This window comes from Zeaxanthinibacter sp. PT1, from assembly GCF_028464225.1.
Classification (GTDB): domain Bacteria; phylum Bacteroidota; class Bacteroidia; order Flavobacteriales; family Flavobacteriaceae; genus Zeaxanthinibacter.
In genome coordinates this window covers 1,227,164-1,244,617 of record NZ_JAQPCN010000001.1, presented here as the reverse complement: position 1 = coordinate 1,244,617, position 17,454 = coordinate 1,227,164, and the positions used below count along the sequence as shown (strand labels likewise).

At 45.7% G+C, this 17,454-nt stretch carries 21 protein-coding genes; 17 read left to right on the top strand and 4 right to left on the bottom strand.

The window, feature by feature from the left end:
• Positions 1-98 precede the first annotated feature (98 nt).
• From PP178_RS05455 to PP178_RS05380, 16 genes are all read left to right on the top strand, one after another.
• Positions 99-1,076: an NAD(P)H-dependent flavin oxidoreductase gene (locus PP178_RS05455; protein WP_272593296.1), complete on the top strand. Its 978-nt coding sequence runs from the start codon at positions 99-101 to the stop codon at positions 1,074-1,076.
• A 16-nt stretch (positions 1,077-1,092) separates the two neighbouring features.
• On the top strand, positions 1,093-2,055 hold the full coding sequence (locus PP178_RS05450; RefSeq protein ID WP_272593295.1) for a YheT family hydrolase: 963 nt from the start codon (positions 1,093-1,095) through the stop codon (positions 2,053-2,055).
• 42 nt (positions 2,056-2,097) lie between these two features.
• Positions 2,098-2,583 (top strand): c-type cytochrome, encoded by a 486-nt coding sequence (locus PP178_RS05445; protein ID WP_272593294.1) that lies wholly within the window; start codon positions 2,098-2,100, stop codon positions 2,581-2,583.
• A 124-nt stretch (positions 2,584-2,707) separates the two neighbouring features.
• Positions 2,708-3,490 carry a hypothetical protein gene (locus tag PP178_RS05440; RefSeq protein ID WP_272593293.1) on the top strand — a complete coding sequence of 261 codons (783 nt, stop codon included), beginning with the start codon at positions 2,708-2,710 and terminating at the stop codon, positions 3,488-3,490.
• 16 nt (positions 3,491-3,506) lie between these two features.
• Entirely contained in the window at positions 3,507-4,349 is an 843-nt protein-coding gene (locus PP178_RS05435) for a hypothetical protein (protein ID WP_272593292.1), read from the top strand.
• 108 nt (positions 4,350-4,457) lie between these two features.
• Complete coding sequence (locus tag PP178_RS05430) at positions 4,458-5,243, top strand: DUF3050 domain-containing protein (RefSeq protein ID WP_272593291.1); 786 nt, start codon at positions 4,458-4,460, stop codon at positions 5,241-5,243.
• A gap of 98 nt (positions 5,244-5,341) precedes the next feature.
• A complete protein-coding gene (locus tag PP178_RS05425; RefSeq protein WP_272593290.1) occupies positions 5,342-6,649 on the top strand; it encodes a DUF2254 domain-containing protein in 1,308 nt (435 codons plus the stop codon).
• A 24-nt stretch (positions 6,650-6,673) separates the two neighbouring features.
• Positions 6,674-7,972 carry a hypothetical protein gene (locus tag PP178_RS05420; RefSeq protein ID WP_272593289.1) on the top strand — a complete coding sequence of 433 codons (1,299 nt, stop codon included), beginning with the start codon at positions 6,674-6,676 and terminating at the stop codon, positions 7,970-7,972.
• A 185-nt stretch (positions 7,973-8,157) separates the two neighbouring features.
• Entirely contained in the window at positions 8,158-8,544 is a 387-nt protein-coding gene (locus tag PP178_RS05415) for a hypothetical protein (protein WP_272593288.1), read from the top strand.
• Between the two features lie 2 nt (positions 8,545-8,546).
• Entirely contained in the window at positions 8,547-10,091 is a 1,545-nt protein-coding gene (locus PP178_RS05410) for an FAD-dependent oxidoreductase (protein ID WP_272593287.1), read from the top strand.
• A gap of 65 nt (positions 10,092-10,156) precedes the next feature.
• Entirely contained in the window at positions 10,157-10,720 is a 564-nt protein-coding gene (locus PP178_RS05405) for a cupin domain-containing protein (protein WP_272593286.1), read from the top strand.
• A 177-nt stretch (positions 10,721-10,897) separates the two neighbouring features.
• Positions 10,898-11,284 (top strand): hypothetical protein, encoded by a 387-nt coding sequence (locus tag PP178_RS05400; protein ID WP_272593285.1) that lies wholly within the window; start codon positions 10,898-10,900, stop codon positions 11,282-11,284.
• Between the two features lie 8 nt (positions 11,285-11,292).
• On the top strand, positions 11,293-11,541 hold the full coding sequence (locus PP178_RS05395; protein ID WP_272593284.1) for a hypothetical protein: 249 nt from the start codon (positions 11,293-11,295) through the stop codon (positions 11,539-11,541).
• A 151-nt stretch (positions 11,542-11,692) separates the two neighbouring features.
• Positions 11,693-12,664, top strand: a complete 972-nt coding sequence (locus PP178_RS05390; RefSeq protein WP_272593283.1) for an ROK family protein — start codon at positions 11,693-11,695, stop codon at positions 12,662-12,664.
• Between the two features lie 159 nt (positions 12,665-12,823).
• Positions 12,824-13,273, top strand: coding sequence for an SRPBCC family protein (locus PP178_RS05385; protein WP_272593282.1), 450 nt, complete (start codon positions 12,824-12,826; stop codon positions 13,271-13,273).
• 9 nt (positions 13,274-13,282) lie between these two features.
• Entirely contained in the window at positions 13,283-14,188 is a 906-nt protein-coding gene (locus PP178_RS05380) for a TolB family protein (RefSeq protein ID WP_272593281.1), read from the top strand.
• Positions 14,189-14,407: 219 nt separating this feature from the next.
• On the opposite strand, the gene PP178_RS05375 is transcribed toward PP178_RS05380, so the two are convergent.
• A complete protein-coding gene (locus PP178_RS05375) occupies positions 14,408-14,575 on the bottom strand; it encodes a lmo0937 family membrane protein (protein WP_272593280.1) in 168 nt (55 codons plus the stop codon).
• 189 nt (positions 14,576-14,764) lie between these two features.
• Entirely contained in the window at positions 14,765-15,667 is a 903-nt protein-coding gene (locus tag PP178_RS05370; RefSeq protein WP_272593279.1) for a histone deacetylase family protein, read from the bottom strand.
• A 124-nt stretch (positions 15,668-15,791) separates the two neighbouring features.
• On the opposite strand from PP178_RS05370, the gene PP178_RS05365 reads away from it, so the two are divergent.
• The gene (locus tag PP178_RS05365; protein ID WP_272593278.1) at positions 15,792-16,010 is read left to right on the top strand and encodes a YgaP family membrane protein; all 219 of its coding nucleotides are present in this window, start codon (positions 15,792-15,794) and stop codon (positions 16,008-16,010) included.
• Here PP178_RS05365 and PP178_RS05360 read toward each other — a convergent pair.
• Positions 16,000-16,536, bottom strand: a complete 537-nt coding sequence (locus tag PP178_RS05360) for a hypothetical protein (RefSeq protein ID WP_272593277.1) — start codon at positions 16,534-16,536, stop codon at positions 16,000-16,002. The genes PP178_RS05365 and PP178_RS05360 overlap by 11 nt on opposite strands.
• A 130-nt stretch (positions 16,537-16,666) precedes the next feature.
• The gene (locus PP178_RS05355) at positions 16,667-17,425 is read right to left on the bottom strand and encodes an oxygenase MpaB family protein (protein WP_272593276.1); all 759 of its coding nucleotides are present in this window, start codon (positions 17,423-17,425) and stop codon (positions 16,667-16,669) included.
• Positions 17,426-17,454 lie beyond the last annotated feature (29 nt).

The following is a 17,454-nucleotide window of genomic DNA, read 5'->3' as shown; positions in this document are numbered from 1 at the left end:
ATGCATGCATACTATTTCCAAAAATACCATAGTTTTGGAGAGAGCCACAGTTTTTGGCCTTAAAAAATTAGCGTATTTTTATCCTTAACTCTATTCCCATGCAAGACAAACCCGACTTTCTCCAAGAACTATCCCTCCCGGTAGTGGCTGCCCCTATGTTTTTGATCTCTAACCCGGCATTGGTCATCGCCTGCTGCAAACAAGGAATTGTCGGCACTTTTCCCGCCCTGAACCAAAGAAGCAGTGAAGGTTTTGAAGAGTGGTTGATCGAAATAAAAACAGCTCTGGCCGAATATGAAAAGGAAAGTGGGAAAAAAGCTGCCCCCTTCGGAGTGAACCTCATCGTCCATCAGAGCAATCCCCGCTTACAGGCAGACCTTGAATTATGTATTAAACACAAAGTGCCCCTGGTAATCACTTCGCTGGGGGCGGTTGCCCAGGTGGTAGATGCGGTGCACAGTTACGGCGGACTCGTATTCCACGATGTGATCAAAAAGCGGCATGCTGAAAAAGCTGCCGGTGCCGGGGTTGACGGTCTTATCCTGGTCGCTGCAGGTGCAGGAGGACATGCGGGTACTATCAATCCGATGACCCTGGTGGCAGAGATCAGGCAGTTCTTTAAAAAGACCATTTTGCTTTCGGGCTGTATCAGTACCGGCCGTGATATAGCATCCGCCATGCAGATGGGAGCTGATCTCGCATATATGGGTACGCGTTTTATCAATACCAGCGAAAGCAATGCCCCAGAAGAATACCGGGAAATGATCGTAGATGCGGGGGCCAGCGATGTGGTATATACCGCAGCAGTTTCCGGGGTTTACGCAAATTTTCTAGCGCCCAGCCTTAAAGCAGCAGGCTTATCCGAAGAGGACCTTAAAAAAGGCGGTAAAATTGATTTTGGTAAAGAATTGGATACAGAAGCCAAGGCCTGGAAAACCATCTGGTCTGCCGGGCAGGGCGTAGCCACTATTGACGATATCTTACCAGTAGAAAGTCTTGTAGACCAACTTAAAAGTGAATTTAAGGAGGCGGTTGAATACCAGGCGTCCTTACTGAACACTTACCCGAAAGAATAATAATAAGACAATCCCGATGCCCCTTCTTCCCGCAAAATACACTCCCCCTTTCTACTTTAAAAGCGGTCATCTCTCCACCATTTACCACGGCCTCTTCAGGCGAGTACATGGGTTGGAACAGCAGCGTGAAAGGGTAGAACTCTGGGACGGTGATTTTATTGATCTTGATTGGAGTTATAGCGAATCTCCCACCGGTAAGGTTGTGATATTACTGCACGGCCTGGAGGGTAACGGGCAGCGGCCCTATATCACCGGTAGCGCCAAAGCTTTTAACGAGGCCGGTTATGACGCCTGTGCAGTGAATTTCAGAGGGTGCAGCGGGGAGACCAACCGGCTTTTCCGTTCTTACCATTCCGGTGCCACCGAAGACCTTCACGCTGTGGTCCAGCATATCCTGGAGCATAAAAAATACAGCGAGCTGTATCTTAAAGGATTCAGCCTGGGAGGGAATATGGCCATGAAATACCTGGGTGAGGGTCGCAGCCTTCCTCCCCAAGTCAAAGGGGCTGTCGGAGTTTCTGTTCCCTGCGATCTACACGATTCCCTGACTCGACTGCTCTCTACAGAGAATTACCTCTATGCGCGCAGGTTCAGAAAACACCTGGTTCAGAAGCTGAAGGAAAAACAAAAGAACTTTCCGGATAAACTTCCTGACGGTCTTCTCAATAAGATTCGGACTCTGAAAGATTTTGACGACCTGTATACCAGCAAGGCGCATGGGTTTAAAGATGCACTGGATTACTATGATCAATGCAGTGCATTGCAATTTTTACCTCAAATCCAGATTCCCAGCCTGATCATCAACGCCCGGGACGATTCTTTCCTCGGCAAGAGCTGTTACCCTTTTGAAATTGCCGACCTCAATTCCTGCTTATACCTGGAAACACCAATCTATGGGGGGCATGTAGGATTTTACGGGGAACAGAATATCACCTATTCGGAAAAAAGGGCTATAAATTTCTTCGAAGATCTCAGCTGAACAACTGTATTTATTATCTTAGTGAACCTAAATAATTGAACAATGAAAAAAATAGCCATGGTATTGGCCCTGGGAGCTGTGATGATCAGCTGCGGAGACAAGGAGAAAAAAGAGGAATCCAAGGACGGTTTTGAAATGAACCGCACCAAAAAAACAGAAAAGAAAGCAACCGAGTCCGTAGAGGTCCCTGTTGATATGAGCAATAAAGGGATTGGTCCTGTAGAATCGGTCGAATTCGGCGAAGAGATAGACATGGAGCTCGCCGCTCAGGGTGAGGCCAAGTACACCGCCATCTGTACCGCATGCCATATGGCCGATCAGCGTATGATAGGTCCTGCTCTTTCAGGCATATACGAAAGAAGAAGCCCTGAGTGGGTGATGAACATGATCCTGAACCCTGACGGTATGCTGAAAGAAGATCCTATCGCCAAAGCCTTGCTGAAAGAGTACAACAACGCCATCATGCTTAACCAGAATCTCACTCGTGATGAAACCAGGGCTATCGCGGAATACCTGCGTACCCTATGATTTAGATATAAGATTTAATTCACTAAAGCCTGCAGCTATAACTGCAGGCTTTTTTATGTCACCGTAATCCTTGTTGAAGAGACGATAGAATAATATTCCTATATTGCTATAGAAAATATTCCTTATGAAGCTTTCTATCCTAACCTTATCCCTGGGCTTGTTTACTGCTGTTTCACTAAACGCTCAAAAACTCAAAACCAAGAAAGAACGATCTAACTTCCACAAAACCATCTACCAGTTGGATAAAGAAACTAAAAAGCAACATGGCTGGTATTATAAAATAAACGATTCTTCAGGAGACACTTTGGTAATAGGCCAGCATGACCAAGGAAGACGCGTGGGAGAATGGCAATTCATGGATTTAGATGGAAAGAAATTTCTCTCTTTTAATTATGATACTAACTCCTCCAAACCCGCGTGGCCGGTAGGGTCGCCAGGGGATAGCATTCCTATACTGCATGAGAGTGAATTTGTCCTGCAACAGGTGGACAGGGCCCCGGTTTTCGTAGGTTATAAAGGGAAACTACAGGATGAGATGATCCGGATTTTACAGGAGCAGAACCTCATGAATTCGAATTGGCAACAAGGCTTAACTGTACTTTCTATGATCATAGATCCCCGGGGAAATTCCAGGGTCGTAAAAGTAGAGCAGGCAGCCTCCGTCCATGTGGCCAAAGCACTCGTGAATGCCTTAAAATTGGTGAAAGGGCATTGGATACCTGCCACACTGGATAATAAACCTGTGACCTCCAAAATTTTCCTGGTACACACCTTTTACATGAGCACCGGTCAATATAGTTCTCTACCTGAAACGCCACAGATCCCGGATAAGGCCGGAGTTTTTTATTTTGGCACTTCGGCCAGGCAATATTCGGTAAAGACTACGCGCACTGGTTCCGGCCTATGACCCAATACAAGGCATTTTGAGCGCAATCACTTTTATGGCACAATTTGATGCGAAAGCACAACAACTTTCGTATTTTACGAGTTATTATTATACCCGTATAAAAGTTCCCCCTATGTACAGGATCGCAATTATTGCCTTTTCAATGTTCGTCACCCAGTCTTTACTGGGGCAGGCATCCGCTGATTCCCGGGAATCTTTACCCCTGGAAGAAAATAACATCCTCGCAGGCACCCCTGTATCGCCCTCAGAATTTCTCCCGGGAGGAGGTAGCTCGGGCAGCAATCCAAGCGACAGCAAGAGAAGCTGGTCCTTTTTCAACCAGAAAAAAGAGATCATCCTGGCCTTTCACTACCAGGACGGCACCCTGATGAAAGCAGTGAACCTGCTCAGTGTTCCCTTGAGTGTACCTGTTTTACAAGAGGAGACCTACCGGATAGAGGAAGTAGAAAGTCCGCCACTTTACCTGGGTGACCCTTCCGATTTCGCCCAATTACTTCAGCAGGAATTCCCTTTAAAAAAATCGGTTCGCGAAGCCAATTGCAGCGGTCTATTCCAGGCCAGCCTGGTGATAGGACCACATGGACAATTACAATCCATTACAGCAGACAAGGTGCCTTTTGCAGGGATGAAGACGGCGTTCCTGAGTGCCCTGGGCAGATTACAAGGTGGATGGTTGCCCGCTGTTAAAGATGGGCAGGGAGTAAGCAGCAAAGTCCTGGTACTCATGGATCTTCAAAGTTTTCCCGATACAGAGTGTGCATCTCACTACACTACTCCATATTTACAAAAACCGGGAGTTTTCGTCGTCACCAGGAAACTCATCTCTGAACCGGCTAGAGCTATGGTCAGCGCTCAATAAGCAGTAAGCACTCCATATTTTCAAAATTCAGTTCCTCAGAATTTCAACGGGTTGTATTTTTGCATCTCCTCGGGAAGCTCAACCGCTCTCCTGGAAAAAATCATTGCTATGCATTACATTGAAAAAATAGAGCAAGACCTGCAAGGTCTCAGAGAAATCCTTAAAACCCATCCTTTATACGATCGACTGGAAGACGTAGGGGATATTCGTGTATTTATGGAACAGCACGTATACGCGGTATGGGATTTTATGTCGCTGCTTAAAGCACTTCAAATAAGGCTGACCTCAACAACTACGCCCTGGCTGCCGAAGAAAAATGCCGCCCTTGCCAGGTTTATCAACGAGATCGTTCATGGAGAAGAAAGTGACATGAACGAATTGGGTGAACCTAAAAGTCATTTTGAAATGTACCTGGATGCCATGGACCAAATTGGCGCTGACACTGCGCAGGTTGAGTTACTGGTAGAGTTGCTCGAAAAAGGGTACGGAATAAATGATGCTTTAGATCGCTTAGAGACAGACCCTAAAGTTCTCGATTTTGTCCGTTACACCTTCAGTGTTATTGAGACCGATCAGGCTCACCTTATCGCATCGGCCTTTACCTTTGGACGGGAAGACCTGATCCCGGATATGTTCGTAGAGATCCTTAAAAGAGCAGATGGCGGGACGGAGAGATACAGCAAACTGAGTTACTACCTGGACAGGCATATAGAGCTGGACGGGGACGAGCACGGCCCTTTATCCCTTCAAATGGTATCAGAACTATGCGGAGATGACGAAATAAAATGGGTAGAAGCAGCCAGCACTGCCCGGGAGGCACTGCAGCAAAGAATTTGGCTATGGGATGCCATTGCAGACCGCATAAAGCAGCAAAAGGCAATAGTCAGCACCTGAAATATCTCTTCATTCAACAAGAGGTAACCGATGAATTGCATACCTTAGGTAGTCCTTGGGGACCAGTTCAATAAAAAATGTCCCAAAATTAGCCGGCTATGAATAAACTGCAATTTCTTTGGGGAAAACTGGTTTCAACCTTTTGGTTCATTCCCATCCTTATCGTCATATTGGCAATTGGTATGGCCATTGGATTATTGTACCTGGATAACCTTTTAAACTATCAACCCGGCGAGTGGGTGCAATTGGTTTTCTCGGGCAGCGCAGATTCTGCCAGGAGTGTACTGTCTACTATTTCCGGAGCCATGATTGGGGTAGCGGGGACTGTATTTTCAATTACGCTGGTAGCATTGACCCTTGCCTCCTCCCAATTTGGCCCAAGATTGTTGAATAATTTCATGCATGATCGACTTAACCAGGTTGTCCTTGGGGCATATATAGCGACCTATGTGTACTGTCTCCTGGTTTTGAATTCCGTATCCCAGAATGATACCCTGGATTTTATCCCGACCATCTCTGTATTTGCAGCCATCCTGGCAACTGTAGCCAATATTATCTTACTCATCGTTTTCATCCATCATATCGCCATGAGTATACAGGCAGACCAGGTAATTGCCGATATTTCATCATCCCTGTCGCGCAATATGAAAACCCTCTTCCCTGATAAACTCGGAGATGACAACGAGAAATCCTCCCCTGATCTCGAAGCTTTAAAATATAAGTATCAGCACAAGACTGCAATACTGGCAAAAAAAGGAGGTTACCTGCAATATGTGGATGAGGATCTTGTATCTGAAACCGCTAGCGAACTGGACGTCCTCTTATTTCTGAAAGTAAGACCGGGTGCATTTATCGTGGAAAATCAGAATATCGGTGAGGCCTATGCGGTGGCAACTAGAAAGCCTGAGGAATTAGTCAAAATTCATGATGCCTTTATTTACGGGCAATCGCGCACTACCCAACAAGATGCGGAATTCTCCATTCACCAGATGGTAGAGATCGCAGCCCGGGCCTTGTCCCCGGGGATCAATGACCCATTTACCGCCATTGCCTGTATTGATAATCTTTGCAGCACCCTTTGTTACCTCACCCGGGTACAGTTTCCATCGCCTTATCGCTATGACAAAGATAATGCGCTGCGAGTGGTGGCTGACTCCCTGACTTTTGAAGGGATGCTGAACGCAGCCTTTAACCAGCTTAGGCAGTTTGCAGGCGGTAGTCCCTCGGTAATGATCCGGCTAATGGAAGCCCTGCAAACCATTCACAATTTTGCCCAGGACCAGGATCAGCGCAAGGCTGTGAAACACCATGCCAGGATGGTTATACGAGCTGCAGAAAAACATTTTGATGAAAAAAATGACTTGCAGGATTTGATGGAAAGAAGCAATTTCGCAGTGCAGAAATAGCGAACCTAACTTTCAGATATATATATGTTTTCTTCAGCTAAAAACCTCCCGGGTTTACTACTCATGGTCCTTATATTGACCTGTATCAACTGCAAGAAGCAAACCCCGGGCACGGAAGAAGAAGTAAGCACCCAGAAGATTGATTCCATCCCAATAGTCAACGCTGCTCCTGCCAAGCAACCACTACCAGCACTGTTCCCATTCGGAAACGACTTGTCCTCTTTTGATCTTACCCAGGCCCTGGGTACCGAGGCCGGTGATTGCATTACAAGGCTGCGTGAATACCGAAAAGATGCTCTCCGGATCGTTACCGACTCTACCAACTGCCATGAGTATGGAATACACAATCAATATTTCCTGCTGGACAAAGACGCCCTGGAGCAAGTTCATATTTTTGAATATTACCCTCAATACGATCCATCAGGGGAAAGTGTAATTTATATCGCCACAGAAACGGTATATGTTTTATCTCAACAACCACCGAAGTCCTATGTTCGGACAGACACCTTATTACAGCCCGAACCCGGGCAGATGAAAACTGATTTTGAAACAGATCTCATCCCCGACCCCGATGCCTTGCAGGAAGATCTGCGGGTAGAACTGGCCTCCCTGGAAGACACTGTAGATAACGATTACGATTTCTCATTCATAGTTAGCACAAATGAAAATTCTGATAGTTTAGATTCAAGGAAGGATATTTTTCTCATCTCGGAATCCTGGAAATACCCGGTCTGGATTAATGAAGGATCAGCCGTGGAATTAATTCCAAAAGAAGAATACAAAGACCTGGGCATACCAAAAGCGGCAGTTTTTTCTATTGACAGCAAGCATAACAACAAAAATTATATCTACTACGGGTTAATAGAAGGTTCGGAATTGATGATCTACCTCAGAGTTATCGATGTCAACCAGGGGCCGGATAATAACTTTGGTCTTCACAAAATGGAATCCCTTGAGCAACAGTCACCAAAACCATCCTATTACCTCTGTTATATTGCAGGTGAGAGCTCGGAAGAGGTGCTGATGCTGGCCTTTGATGAAAACGATAACGCACTCTGGGCGGAATTTAAAGGAAGTACTGCCAGACAAATTTTGGTAAAAAAAGAGGAGAAGATTACAGTAAAGGCAGACCGGCCATTAGAGGAACATTTCTATGAAATTTTTAATGATGGATACCCCGTCGGCACTTTTCGCCTGGCCACAACGGATAACTGGAGGCACGCATATTACCAACTGCAAACGACAGCTGCAGAGCAAATATTCTCCATGGATCAAGAAAGCATTAAAGGAGAAAGAACATATCATACCAGCCCTTGTTTCTGAGTATTGCTCATATCTTTTTTAGGCAAGGAGACACTTATTTCATTATCTTTAATAGTGATTATCAACCTATAAGAAAGTAATAGCGGATTTTTAGCAAAGTCCTTCCTCTTATTTTCTCAAGTAGAAGTTCTCCCCGTAATCCAAGCTTAAACAGTCTTGTTCCGAAAGGCAGCAATAGCATCATTATGGATCGAAGAAAAGCTTTACTGGTAGGTGCTGCGGGGGTAGCGGCGCTGACCGTCCCAACTTGGTTCTATTTTAAAGGATCATCCTATGACCCTTCTCTTGGTAGGGCAACTGTATTGTGCAGGATATGGGAGGATGGCCCGGAAATTCAGCAAATAGGTAAGTGTTACCGGGAGCTGTACCCGGATGAAGATCGCAAAAGAAAACTTCTCAAATTACTGACCGGTGATAAGCCGGAAGATGAGAAAGCACTGGCTCTTGCCATGGAACAGCAAGTACAGGAAGATTACCGGGAGAACAGGATCGTACTGATCGATGGCTGGATGCTCTCTGTGACCGAAGCACGTCAATGTGCGTTATTCTCCATAGATAATCCAATACCATAGCGATGCACACCGACAGCAGGTTCCTGGAGAACAACAGCCTCGTACAAGGTGACATTTGTATCGTCGGCGCTGGCGCAGCAGGGATCAGTATTGCCTTGGATTGGAAGGACAGTCCATATAAGGTAATACTCCTGGAAGGAGGTGGCTTTGAGTATGACGACCAGGTGCAAGACCTGATGTCCGGGACGACAAGCGGACAGCGCTATTTTCCGTTGCGATCTACGCGATTACATTATTTTGGAGGAGCTACGGGGCATTGGGCCGGTATGTGCTCCCCATTTGATCCCATAGATTTTATGGAACGTAGCTGGATTCCCCACAGTGGATGGCCGATCAGCAGGGAGGACCTGGACTCCTATTATGAAAAAGCTCACCTACCCCTGCAGCTGGGACCCTATAATTACGCCTTTGAATTCTGGAAGAAGGAATTACCCAACCTGAATCCCCTCCCCTTCGACCATAAAGTGGTTTGGAACAAAATGTGGCAATTCAGTACGGCCAGGTTCGGACCGCTGTACAAGGATGAACTGGTAAATGCAAAGAACATAGAATTGCTCACTTATGCCAATGCCACATCAATTCGTTTAAGAGAAGGATCTGACAAAGTGGATCATATACAGGTAAAAAATCATGCCGGTAAAACACACCGTGTTAAGGCCAGGCATTATATTCTCGCTTGCGGAACACTTCAGAACACCAGGCTTTTACTGGCCTCTGATACCCAACGCCCCCAGGGCCTGGGAAACGAGCATGATATGGTGGGTCGTTACTTTATGGAGCATCTGGAAGTACCGGTGGCCGATCTCTGGATGGCAGCCCCTTTCCCTACAGACCTTTATACCTGGAAATACGGTGAAACCAAAGCCGCCGCCGAGCTAGCCATTTCGGGAGCCACACAGGAAAAAGAAGGAATTCTAAACGGCACCTTATCGCTACGTCCATTGGTGTTTGGCAAACACACCAAGGCACGAATGGATACTTGGCAGAATGAAGATCCACGCAAAAGCATTGACAATATGTTCAGGAGTTGGGATGAAGCCCTGCAGGCCGGGAAGAAAGAAAAAGGTTCCATAGAACGGGCGTTTGAACTGAATATCCGGATTGAACAAAGCCCGAACCCGGTATCAAGGTTAAGCCTGATCCGGGAAAAAGATGCTCTCGGGGTTCCCAAGACCAATCTTCACTGGGCCCTGACCGGGCTGGACAAAAGCAGCGTAAGACGTATTGCTGAGTTGGTCGGCCAACAAGCAGGACTTAGCGGGATCGGCAGGGTTCAACTACGCGAATTCCTGAGAGATAAAAATGACAGTACCTTTCCGGACACCACTAATGGGGGATGGCATCATATGGGTACAACCAGGATGAGTACCGACCCTAAAAAAGGAGTTGTGGATGCAAATTGTAAGGTTCACGGCATCCCTAACCTGCATATTGCCGGAGCAGCATGCTTCCCGACCTCAGGAGCCCCCAATCCTACGCTCACCTTAACGGCTTTAAGCCTGCGCCTATCAGATCGGGTGAAATCGTTGCTGAAAAGGCCCGTTTAGCTGCCATAGTAAGCATCCTGGAATACGACCACTTAAAATACGATTTACACTTTAATCTTATAACTATGACTAGAGATCAATTCCTGGCATCCTGCGCGGCAATCCCGCTTTTACCCTACTTGTTTACTACAAGTTCCAGTTCTTCTATACAGGACCGTGAAGGATTTACGGTTGCAGCAGGGGAAGGACGTCGTCATGGCCACATCCCTTTAAAAGGAGTCAACCGTAACCTGATGGATATGAAAGTCTCCGGCAGCGATAGCCTGGGAGGAATGTGCATTTTTGAGCAGATCTCACGCACTCCCGGTTTCGGTACCCCTTTGCATGTGCATTATAAACAGGATGAAGTATTCTATATACTGGAGGGAAACTACGCCTTTCGTGTCGGAGATAAGCAATTCCGCCTAGGGAAAGGAGACAGTATTTTTCTGCCGATGAATGTTCCTCACGCCTGGACCCAGGTATCCAGGAAAGGCAGGATGACGGTGATCTTTCAACCGGCCGGAAAAATGGAACAGTTTTTTCTGACCCTTTCTGGATTGGATCACGAACCAGGAAAAGAGGAGATCGCAAAGATTTTCCTGGATCACGAAATGGAAGTTGTAGGTCCTCCATTAGAGATAGGGTAAAAGTATATACCCATAATAGGTTTAAACAAGGGCAAAAGCAGTGCTGTTAAGATGTTGTTGAAAAAAAATCGTCTTAATGCATAATTTTTTCGTAAATAATCTATATATTAACAGCACTCCCCTCTCTCCAGGCCAGAACTTACCACCAATTTTTTTGTGAAAAAGCATCTATTGGTGATGAAAGTCAGTTACAAACAAAAGCATTTACGTAATTACCTGTTATTAGGGATTCTATTCCTTTTATTGGGCAGTTGGCGTATGCTGCATGGTTTTGATCAGCTGTTGGGCTATTTGTGGCTATCGCTGGCCCTGATTTCGCTTTCACAGTATTATTACTCCCGCAAAAAAGCCTACCTCACAATTAAGCAGGGCTATTTATACAAGAACCTGCTCTTCTCCCGGAAACTCCTCCTATCTGATATTAAATGTATCCGCAAATTTGCGGGTGACTATATCCTCATGACAGAAAAGGCACAGCTTACCATAGATACACAGATCATAGACAAAGATTCCCTGGAGGAACTGGAATGTGTGTTGGCGCAGCTCGACCTGGAACCCAGCTAAACTGGATCATGAAAAACGTTTTTATATATTATTTATGTTTACTGGCGCCCCTGGCCCTGATCTACTGGTTATATAATTATTACGAGATCAGCACGGACCTCCTTGCCGGCATAATCATTATTTATCTGCTCGCATATAAAAGTTACCTGGACGGGAGACGGTTGGTCGCTAAGAATATTCTATCCCGGCATGAGATCTGGATCATGATCATCCCGGGAAACCATCTCCGGTATTTCAAAGAATTATACCTGGATTAGATCGCATCTATACGCTCTTGGATTATTGTAGAATTTATAACCTGGCAGGTCTTAAGAACTGTACATCCCGGAAAATACTGCCGCGCATTACTGCTCCCATGATATGACATCAATCAGTGAAATTCTGAAGGGAATCCCCGTGATTTGTAGTATGGCAAAAGAACTTGTTCTTGGTATCGATATCGGCGGATCGCTGACCAAAATAGGAGTGGTATCCCGGGATGGTAAAATTCTGCATAGAACGATCTACCCTACCGAGGCTTCACTCCCTTTTGACCATTTTATGGACCGTCTTAAAGAGGTCGTAAATGGCTTCCAGAACAAACTTCACCCCGGACAACAACTGGTATTCGTAGGGGCGGGAGCACCAAATGCAAATCCCATGACTGGGAACATTGAAAATCCGCCTAACCTGGGATGGGGAAAGGTATCGCCTTTGGCTACGGAAATTGAGCGGGCATTCCGGCTACCGGTAGTTATCGCCAATGATGCCAATGCTGCAGCACTTGGAGAAATGCTATTCGGATCTGCTGTGGGGATGAAGAATTTTGTCACCCTTACCTTGGGAACCGGCCTTGGAAGTGGTATTATCATCGATGGAAAATTACTCATTGGTCAACACGGTGTGGCCGGGGAGATCGGGCATGTAAATGTTGAACCCGGGGGCAGGCAGTGCAACTGCGGGTTGCGGGGCTGCCTTGAAACTTATGCCTCTGTTACCGGGATCAGGCGAACTGTTTTTGAACTTTTGGCCGAATTGAACTACGATTCCGAATTGCGTTCATTCAGCTTTGATGAACTAAACGGCGAAAATATTTCTGACGCTGCACTGGATGGAGACCTGGTTGCCCTGACAGCTTTTAAAAGAACCGGGGAAATACTGGGAAGTAAAATGGCCGATACCGTTGCCCTTCTGGATCCGGAGGCGTTTATTATTTCGGGTGGACTGAGCAAGGCCGGGCACATCCTGTTAGATCCGCTGATTGAAAGTATGGAAAGACATCTGTTTAATGCCTATAAGGGAAAGATCAAAATACTGCTCTCCAAAGCTACCCGGGCAGATGCCATATTAGGTCCTGCCGCACTGGCCTGGCTGGAAGTTAACAGCATGAAATTTTCCTGAACCGGGAACTATGGCCTGCGAGTATACCGAGTGAAATAAGTAAATCTATTTTCGCTACTGCTTACTTATTATCTCTTCCAATTTTTTTCCAACACATCTGATAATTAACGGTAAATCACCTAAATTCAGGAACGTAAACAATTGATTTCTATTTCAAATATGGAAGCTGATACAACTCCCGGCAGAACAGAAATAACCATCTCAACCACTATTAGGTGTCCGATTGCAAAGGTCTGGCAATTCTGGACCCAGCCAAACCATATTACCCGCTGGAATTTTGCCTCGGATGAGTGGCATTGTCCTTCCGCGGTCAATGATTTAAGACCCGGGGGGACCCTGGACTGGAGAATGGAAGCAAAGGATGGCAGTATGGGTTTTGATTATACCGGGACCTATGACGAAATCAGACCAAAGGAGATTATTTCTTACCAGATTGCTGACGGACGCAAAGTAACCATTAATTTTCAGTCCGTGGGGTCTGAGACCAGGGTAAAAGAGACTTTCGAAATGGATAACACCCATCCGGAAGATATACAAAGAAACGGCTGGCAGTCCATCCTTGATAATTTTAAGAAATATGCGGAATCTGCTTCCGAAAAGACAAACTGAAATAGAAGCATGGAGTTACTGAAGATCACACTTGTATTTCTACTCTTACTTTCCTGTAAAGAAGATCAAGAGAAGAAAACCATACAAAACCAGCTGTCAGAACATGAAATCGCTTTTGTATCGGACAGGGACGGTAACCCGGATATTTTCCTCATAGATGCCGATGGCAATAACGTAGTTAACCTGACCCCGCATGATTCGCTCGACTTCAGTCCCTCCTGGTCTGCGGATGGCAAAACACTCTACTTCTATTCAAAAAGAGAAGGCAATCCTGAAATATTTAGTGTTCCTGTAAATGGGAGCTCGCCAAAGCGGCTAACGGAGCACCCGGCAGCTGATGTACTCCCCGCTGTTTCTCCGGATGGCAACTCTATTGTATTCATGAGTGACCGCGGAACCGGCAGCAGGAATGTACACCTTATGGATGCTGATGGCGCCAATGTAAAAGCCCTGACCAAAAACGAGTATTACGAGGAAAGTCCGTCCTGGTCCCCCGACGGTAAGTATATCCTTTTTACACGGCAGCTTCGCGACAGTTCGGATACTTCTCATGCAGGCAATGGGGAGATTCATATTATGAATGCGGATGGTAGCAGCACCCGAAGACTGACCCATAAAGAGGGGTATGATTCCGGTGCAAAATTCTCGCCGGATGGCAAAAAAATTGCCTTTTACGGCAGTAATGGCAACCAGTGGGATATTTATATCATGGATGTAGAGGGCGGTAACCTTCAAAACCTGACGGATGACACCATTGAATGTTATTCCCCAGACTGGTCCCCCGATGGCAAATGGCTCGTGTATACGGCCGGTGCAGATGGAATATATAATATCTGGAAGATTGATACAGGAAATGGGGAAAGAATTCAACTGACGAATACCCAGGGCAGGAATGTCGGTCCTGTTTGGAAATGAAGACAAGGAAAAGTGGGGTAACTATATATTGGGTTTGTAGTATTAATGGCTTCATTAACCGGAACTATATGGTAAATGAATTGCGGAGACAGGAATTACAGACCTGGTTTGTAAGAAGGTTTTAAGCAGCATTATGTGGAACAAAAAAACTGGGGCCAGTTCTATATTGTTGCGTACAACTTGAGTTTCCTGTGAATACCTTGGATACCCACAAAATCACTATAAGGGTTTTCTTCCACTTATAACATTATACAAAATTGCGATCACTGCAATGACCAGCAGGATATGGATCAGGCTGCTTGTCCCGAGTCCCGGAACTATCCCTAAAAATCCTAAAAGCCAAATTACAATAGCGATCACCGCGACTAACCAAAGAATGTTTCTCATAATTGTTTCATATACAGGTTGATACCTAAAGGTACGAAAGAAAGCGAATGCATCAATATTACTTTTAACTCAAAAAAATATTGGTGTCTTTTCAAAGGTATGGGTTATGAAACCTGGATTATGACAGGGACCGGGGAGGACTGATCACTATTCTCCTAAATTCTGAACAATACCATCGTGGCCAGAGTACTATTCATAGATATCCCTTGCTACCCGGTATGTATTCGCATGGGCATCAACAATGGTGCGGATATCCGGGGCGTAACCACCTCCCATACTGCATTGTACAGGGACTTTCATCGAATGGCAAAGGGATAAAACCATTTCATCGCGCTTCCGGGCTCCTTTTAAACTCAGTCCCAGCTTACCCAACTTATCTTCGGCCAGAACATCTACCCCGCAGAGATAGAATATAAAATCGGGCTTAATCCGGTCAAATAATTGCGGTAGGTGTTCTCTGAGTATTTGAAGATAGGTGCGATCATCGGTATTATCTGGTAACGCAATATCAAGGTCGCTCTCCTCTTTTTTAAAAGGGTAGTTAGACTTGCCGTGGACAGAGAAGGTAAATACAGCAGGATTATCCCGGAAAATTTCAGCTGTACCGTTTCCCTGGTGCACGTCGAGATCTACGATAAGTATCTGGCTGGCTTTTCCTGAATGCAAAAGATATTGGGCTGCAATGGCCTGGTCGTTCAACAGGCAGAATGCCTCGCCCCGGTCAGAAAATGCATGGTGCGTACCCCCTGCTATATTGAATGCGATACCGTATTCCATGGCATAGCGACATCCCTGTAAGGTGCCCTGGGCAATCATCAGCTCCCGTTTCACCAGAGCTTCCGACAACGGAAAGCCTATCCTACGCGCAGCCCTAGGGTCTAGCTGCAGAGTAGCGAGATCCCGGTAGTACTCCGGTTTATGTGCCCTTAACACATGTTCCTCCTCGATAATTTCCGGAGAAAAGAACTGGTCCTTGCTGCAGGTTCCCTGTCTCAACAACTGCTCCGGTAAAAGCTCGTATTTAAGCATAGGGAAGCGGTGACCTTCAGGAAGTGGGTGTGCGTAAATTGGGTGGTGGGAAATTCTGATCATCGCCTGCAAAGATAAGACTTCTACAGTGGAAGAATTCGAATGTAATATGACTGAAGTCACTGTATATCACTTCGGGTCAACATACATTTATCCTTATCACATATGTCTTGAAAAAATGGGAATAATGAGAAGAAACATGTCGTCTACAGACCGGGTCATCAGGATGATCATCACGGGAATTTTAGCTTCCCTCTACTTTACAGAGGTCATCTCCGGGTTAACAGGAATCTGGATCATGGCGTTGGCAGTGGTATGCGCATGGACCAGCCTGACAGCATCCTGCCCGTTTTACTTAGCGACGGGAATCAGCACATTCAGACTTAGAACAGTCTTTAAAAAGTAATATTGACAAAAGGAATTATCGGACTCGTATAAACACTTTCGTCCTCTTTGTACAATAGGTTATACTTGGCACCAAGGGAGATTTTAGGTGTGATATTCAGTCCTGCTCCCACGAAAAGTGCTGTATCCCAATAACTGTCCTTAATATCCCCGGTGATCTCTTCGGTTGTAGTGGAGACATTCAGTTGTGTCAACTCTAATAATGTCATAAACCGTTTAGCGGGATTGTACTGAAAAATCGCATTACCCCCTATGGTGGTAGTCTTCTGCAAATCTTTAATGGAGGTGTAACTCCCTTGTATACCCGCTCCTAAACTGACTTTATCACTCAGCAGGTAGATGAGGTTGGGAGAAAGGCTGATATTGGTCCCTCCTATGAAACTCAATCCAAACCCACATCCGAATTTCAATTTTGGTTCTACCTGGGTGCTATCAACCACCTGTACAGAGGTGACTTGTGCATGGGCTTTTTGACTTATACTGATCAGCCCGAATAACATTACAATACAGAGAAATAAATTTTTCATTATCAATAAATTTACAGGAACAGGTGTTCACTTCTCAAGATAGGATTTTTTTCATTGTATTTAACATTTCATTAAGAAAAACAAGGTGTGCGAACGGACCAAGTTTTACAAGCATGGCATAAACCCTGTGTTATTGTATATCCAGCCCGGCTATCTGCTTTTTGTATTCTGACGGCAGGAGAAGCGTTTTTACCAGCCCGTCTAACTTACATTTCCTGCATAACTTATACAGTGGTACTGCCGGAAGGAGGAAGGAGGTTTTCCTGAATTTCAAAAGTTTTATTACTTCCGCGGGAGCCACCAACAGCTGGGCTTCGATTAGCAAGCGATATCGGAATGGTCCCAGTTGCCTTTTATATTGCCGGTAAAGATCCTTTGTAAAAGCTGATCTTTCCAGGTTATTCTGTAGATGAGTTTGACGATCGGGCTGCCATTGTCTGTATCCACCCGGAAGATCTTGAAGGTCCATTCCTTTGCCCACCCGGTAAAAGACGTTGAACACTTCTTCCTTTTCCGCCAGACTTAATTTCCTTTCCAGCAATTCGTAGGATGCTATAGAGTAATGGATCAGCATATATAAGACATCCCGGTATGCCCAGGAAGGAATTTTATAACCTCGCGAGGATTCCAGGTTCTCGTGAATCTTGGCCATAGTGGCAATGGCTTTTTCCGCCTCTTGTCTAGGCGCAAAGACGATGCGCTTCGCGTAATTGACGGTAGAGAATAACCTGCCAATGGGATCCGAAGGTAGTTTACCGGTATAGTAGAGCCAGTCCACCGCCTTGTTCAGGGCGAATTCGGCCGCACCCCCGGCAAAAATGAAGAGGATGGTGTCGCTTTTGCCCCAGATCTCACGGACAATGCTATCTTTTTCGACAAAGTACTGCATGGTGTTACTAAGTTACTGAATGTGTCATG

Coding starts and splice junctions, on each gene's coding strand:
- PP178_RS05455 (WP_272593296.1), top strand. CDS start 99: ATGCAAGACAAACCCGACTTTCTCCAAGAACTATCCCTCCCGGTAGTG.
- PP178_RS05450 (WP_272593295.1), top strand. CDS start 1,093: ATGCCCCTTCTTCCCGCAAAATACACTCCCCCTTTCTACTTTAAAAGC.
- PP178_RS05445 (WP_272593294.1), top strand. CDS start 2,098: ATGAAAAAAATAGCCATGGTATTGGCCCTGGGAGCTGTGATGATCAGC.
- PP178_RS05440 (WP_272593293.1), top strand. CDS start 2,708: ATGAAGCTTTCTATCCTAACCTTATCCCTGGGCTTGTTTACTGCTGTT.
- PP178_RS05430 (WP_272593291.1), top strand. CDS start 4,458: ATGCATTACATTGAAAAAATAGAGCAAGACCTGCAAGGTCTCAGAGAA.
- PP178_RS05425 (WP_272593290.1), top strand. CDS start 5,342: ATGAATAAACTGCAATTTCTTTGGGGAAAACTGGTTTCAACCTTTTGG.
- PP178_RS05420 (WP_272593289.1), top strand. CDS start 6,674: ATGTTTTCTTCAGCTAAAAACCTCCCGGGTTTACTACTCATGGTCCTT.
- PP178_RS05415 (WP_272593288.1), top strand. CDS start 8,158: ATGGATCGAAGAAAAGCTTTACTGGTAGGTGCTGCGGGGGTAGCGGCG.
- PP178_RS05410 (WP_272593287.1), top strand. CDS start 8,547: ATGCACACCGACAGCAGGTTCCTGGAGAACAACAGCCTCGTACAAGGT.
- PP178_RS05405 (WP_272593286.1), top strand. CDS start 10,157: ATGACTAGAGATCAATTCCTGGCATCCTGCGCGGCAATCCCGCTTTTA.
- PP178_RS05400 (WP_272593285.1), top strand. CDS start 10,898: ATGAAAGTCAGTTACAAACAAAAGCATTTACGTAATTACCTGTTATTA.
- PP178_RS05395 (WP_272593284.1), top strand. CDS start 11,293: ATGAAAAACGTTTTTATATATTATTTATGTTTACTGGCGCCCCTGGCC.
- PP178_RS05390 (WP_272593283.1), top strand. CDS start 11,693: ATGGCAAAAGAACTTGTTCTTGGTATCGATATCGGCGGATCGCTGACC.
- PP178_RS05385 (WP_272593282.1), top strand. CDS start 12,824: ATGGAAGCTGATACAACTCCCGGCAGAACAGAAATAACCATCTCAACC.
- PP178_RS05380 (WP_272593281.1), top strand. CDS start 13,283: ATGGAGTTACTGAAGATCACACTTGTATTTCTACTCTTACTTTCCTGT.
- PP178_RS05375 (WP_272593280.1), bottom strand. CDS start 14,575: ATGAGAAACATTCTTTGGTTAGTCGCGGTGATCGCTATTGTAATTTGG.
- PP178_RS05370 (WP_272593279.1), bottom strand. CDS start 15,667: ATGATCAGAATTTCCCACCACCCAATTTACGCACACCCACTTCCTGAA.
- PP178_RS05365 (WP_272593278.1), top strand. CDS start 15,792: ATGAGAAGAAACATGTCGTCTACAGACCGGGTCATCAGGATGATCATC.
- PP178_RS05360 (WP_272593277.1), bottom strand. CDS start 16,536: ATGAAAAATTTATTTCTCTGTATTGTAATGTTATTCGGGCTGATCAGT.
- PP178_RS05355 (WP_272593276.1), bottom strand. CDS start 17,425: ATGCAGTACTTTGTCGAAAAAGATAGCATTGTCCGTGAGATCTGGGGC.